The sequence below is a fragment of the Streptomyces viridosporus genome (genome assembly GCF_002078235.1).
Taxonomy (GTDB): domain Bacteria; phylum Actinomycetota; class Actinomycetes; order Streptomycetales; family Streptomycetaceae; genus Streptomyces; species Streptomyces viridosporus.
The window spans coordinates 1-2,745 of sequence record NZ_MSGP01000704.1 but is presented as its reverse complement, the minus strand read 5'-3'; the positions used below and the strand labels follow the sequence as shown (position 1 = coordinate 2,745).

Genomic DNA, 2,745 nt, shown 5'->3' with positions numbered 1-2,745 from the left:
TCGAGGCCCCGCCGACGCCCGCCGCGACGAGACCGACGGAGAAGGTCGACCCGTTGGCCGCGGCCACGATGCCGCGCGGGGCCATCCACGCGAGGAAACCGCGCTCGCCCCGGGACAGGCCCGCTCCGAGCGTCGCCAGCCAGACGGCCAGCGGACGCGCGACCAGGACCAGGACCGCGACCAGGCCGAGTGCCGGCAGGACCACATGGCGCAAGGAGGCCGGGGTGATCGTGGCGGAGAGGGAGACGAACAGCAGCCCGATGATCAGCTGAACCAGTGTCTCGAAGAAGGGGCGCTCCTCGGGCACGTCGAAACCGGGCAGGTACACCACCGCGAGCCCCATGACGATCGCCGCGATGAGCCCGGAATCGTCGCGGACCATGTCGCAGGCCGCGGCCACCGCGATCACCGTGGCCAACTGCGCGGAGGTGGCCGGCACGTCACCGAGCCGGAGCCTGGCCAGCAACAGCCACAGCAACGCCGTCCCCACGGCGGCACCGGCCAGACCGACACCGACACTGATCGCGAACTGCACCACCCAACGCCCGAAGCCCCTGCTCTGACCGCCGTTGAGGACACCGGCGTAGACCAGGGCACCCAGAATGCCCCCGACGGGGTCCACGAGGGAGCCTTCCCAGGTGAGGATCCGCTGGAGCCGATCGGTGGGCCGGACGAAGGCGAGCAGCGGCCCGACGACGGTCGGTCCCGAGACCACGAGGATCGCGCCGAGCGTCAATGCCGCCGGCGCGGACATTCCCAGCACGGGTACGGCGAACAGCGTGGTGAACGCCCAGGACAGGACCACCCCGATCACGATCAGCCTGACCACGGTGCGGCGCGGGCGCCCCCGGAGCTTGCGCAGGTCGAGCCCGAGCCCGGAGTCGTAGAGGATCACCGCCACGGCAAGCGACACCAAGGGGCTGAAGGCAGGGCCCAGCAGCCGGTCGGGATGGATGTCGTCGGTCAGCGCCCCCGCGACGAACCCCGCCGGGAGCAGGATGATCAACGCCGGTACGCGCACACGGGAGGCGACGACCTGGGAGCCGACCGCGAGTACGAAGGTCAGGCCCACACCGAGGAGGATCTCGTCGGTCGTCACCGCTCGCCCTTCCTCCGGCTTCTCCCACCGTCGGTCCCGCTCACCGTTCGCGTCCCATGCTCATCCGGCGGGGAGCCCCGCGCATCTCCGTCGGGCTTCCGGGGATCACAAGGGCTTCCGGGCCTCCGGGCCTCGCCGGCCTGTGGCGTGTGGCCGGGGCGCCCGTCCGCCGTGCCGTCGCGGGCGACGGGGGTGAAACACCGCGCGCGGCCTGCGGGAGGGCCGCAGGCCGCGCGCGGGGTGGTACACGCCGTCCGGTGCCCGGTCACACTCCGGCCGGCACCGCGTCCCGGTCGGTCGTCAGCGGCTCCGGGTAGGTGTCCCGCATCCGGCGCAGGAGCGCCGTGCACCAGATGCCGACGGCCGAGATGAGCATCAGCAGTGCCGCGGCCGGCCAGTAGTGGCCTCCGACCAGCGCCGTCAGCGAGAGCGCGGCCAGCGGGGCGAAGCCACCGAAGATCATGTTGCAGATCTGGTAGGACAGCGAGATCCCGGTGTAGCGGACCCGGGGCGGGAAGCCCTCGGCGAGGATCGCGGCGATCGGTCCGTACAGTGCCGACATCGTGAAGCGCATCGCCATCATGGCCGCGTAGATCAGGAAGACGCTTCCCGTGCCCATGACGAGGAACTGCGGGATGGAGAGGACGACGACACCGAACAGACCGGCGATGACGACCTTGTGCGCGCCGACGCGGTCGCCCAGCCAGGACAGGCCGGGGGTGACGACCAGTTCGACGAAGGCGGCCAGGGTCAGTCCGTTGAGCAGCATGGCTTCGGACAGGCCCAGCTCGTCGGTGCCGTACGTCAGCAGGTAGCTGGTGACGATGTAGTAGCCGCCGGTGGCCGTGGCCAGGGCGAAGACGCCGACGAGGACGGTGCGCCAGGAGGTCTGGAACACCTCGACGACCGGGAGCTTGTCCTGCACCGTCCGCTGGGCGCGGATCTCTTCCATGACCGGTGCCTCCTCCAGCTTCAGCCGGATGAGCAGTCCGATGACGACCAGCACGGCGGAGGCGAGGAACGGCACGCGCCAGCCCCAGGTCTTGAACGCCTCGTCACCCCACAGGTGCATCAGCGAGAACGCGCCGGTCGACAGGAGCGCGCCGACCGAGGAGCCCAGCTGGGCGAAGGAGCCGAAGAACGTGGCCCTGCCCTTCGGCGCGTTCTCGACGGCGATCAGCACCGCGCCGCCCCATTCGCCGCCGATGGCGATGCCCTGGATGAGCCGGAGGATGATCAGCAGCGTCGGCGCGAGCACGCCGACCTGCGCATAGGTGGGCAGCAGGCCGATCGCGAACGACGCGACACCCATCATCATGAGGGTGATGACGAGCGTGTTCTTACGGCCGACACGGTCGCCTATGTGCCCGAAGACGATGCCGCCGAGCGGGCGGAGCAGGAAGCCCACGGCGAACGTGGCGAACGCGGACATGGTGCGGAGCACGGGCGGCATGTCCGCGGGGAAGAAGACGTCGTCGAAGACGATGGCCGCGGCGGTGGCGAAGGCGTAGAAGTCGTACCACTCGATGGACGTTCCGGCGAGGGCGGCGAAGGCGGATCTCAGTGGGTTCTGCTGCTTCGCTGACTTGGCTGGCTGGGACACGGGAGCCTCCGGCAGGAGCGGCGGGAAGGGGGACGGCGGGGGG

2 protein-coding genes are annotated in these 2,745 nt (G+C 70.6%); both read right to left on the bottom strand.

Annotated features, from left to right (window positions below; all coding sequences use genetic code 11):
* Positions 1 to 1,099: cation:proton antiporter (locus B7L92_RS36160; RefSeq protein WP_368656280.1), on the bottom strand; the 1,099-nt coding region annotated here is incomplete at its 3' end.
* Positions 1,100 to 1,364: 265 nt separating this feature from the next.
* Positions 1,365 to 2,702 carry an MFS transporter gene (locus B7L92_RS36155; protein ID WP_081241413.1) on the bottom strand — a complete coding sequence of 446 codons (1,338 nt, stop codon included), beginning with the start codon at positions 2,700 to 2,702 and terminating at the stop codon, positions 1,365 to 1,367.
* Positions 2,703 to 2,745: the final 43 nt, after the last annotated feature.